This is a genomic window from Cupriavidus sp. 05T313 (genome assembly GCF_056396665.1).
Map to the genome: position 1 here is coordinate 1 of NZ_JBFTLX010000512.1, position 1,310 is coordinate 1,310.

At 62.5% G+C, this 1,310-nt stretch carries 1 protein-coding gene; it reads right to left on the minus strand.

All coding sequences use genetic code 11. The annotated features are described in order from the left end of the window. Positions 1-583: 583 nt before the first annotated feature. A complete protein-coding gene (locus AC1DKD_RS41340; protein WP_441626534.1) occupies positions 584-1,279 on the minus strand; it encodes a transglycosylase domain-containing protein in 696 nt (231 codons plus the stop codon). Between the last annotated feature and the right edge of the window lie 31 nt (positions 1,280-1,310).

Consider the following 1,310-nt stretch of genomic DNA (forward strand, 5'->3'; position numbering starts at 1 on the left):
CCGTCTGTCGCTCGCGAAGTGGGCGGCCACGAAGTTGCAGGCGGTCCGGTTCCGTCGTGGGCGCGGTGGCACCGGGTGATATGCCCGAGGCCTTCACCACCGCGCCCGCCCCACCACGAAACCATGGGCATGTGATGTGTCGTGGTGGTCCGTGCCGGTAGCGGCAGATGTGGGAATGGTCACTGCGCACGAGGTCGGGGGCATCACCACGAAACCCATGGGTCGTGCCATTGCGATGCCCTGCAAGCTGGCAACGGCAGATGCCAGCAGAACTGTGGCCGTACGACGAAACCAGCGTCCCTCGCACTCGCGATTGCTCTGCTCCCGGCAGGGTCGGCTTTCTTCTCGTTAGTCTTCTTTGCCGAAGCAAAGAAGAGTGACCGGCGTCCCCCGCAGGGGGATGTCGTATTCCTTTGAGTGCAACATGCCACCACCGCTCAAAAAAACAGCGACCACCCCCAAGCGAGCAGAGAAATAGGCCTCCCGGAGACCGAGAGTTTCGTCGCACGCCCAGCGCGCAGGCGCGCTTCCGCCGGTACCGGTTCGACCAGCCACGAACCAACCCCAAACACCAATCCACCACCTACTTCAACCTCAACGGCTCCAACAACGCCGCATCATATTCCCCTCTCCCAATCCTCCCCAACTCCATCATCCGCAACAAGATATAAGCCTGCCGCTGCCGCGCCCGCCGGGGATTCACCACCGGATTATTCGCCGAAGGCGCCTTGGGCAACCCGGCCAGCATCGCACATTCGGCCAGCGTCAGCTCCGCCACCGGCTTGCCAAAGTAAGTCTCGGCCGCCTCGGCAAAACCATAAGCTCCCTGCCCAAGGTACACCTTGTTCATATAGACCTCGAGGATCTCGTCCTTGCTCAAGGCATGCTCGATGCGATAGGCCAGCAGCACCTCGTACAGCTTGCGCGTGTAGGTCTTCTCCCGCGAGAGAAAGAAATTGCGCGCCACCTGCATGGTGATTGTGGAAGCGCCCTGCGAAAGTTCATCCGACAAGTTGGCCACGCCGGCGCGTATCACGCCGACATAGTCGATGCCGTCATGCAGGTAGAAACGCTCGTCCTCGATGGCCACCACCGCCTGCGTGAGCTTGGGCGGTATCTCGCCGATGGGCACGTAGCCCGGCGACTGGCGGAAAGCGGTGAGCGCGTCCAGCGTGGGCAGCTGGCGCTGAGCGACGAGCACRGCGAGCGTGCCGAGCAGGGCTGTGCCCAGTGTCAGCAGCAGCACCAGCTTGAGAAAATTCGACCAGAGGCGTTCCATGGGCAGTATTGTGCCAGCACCGGCCCGGCAC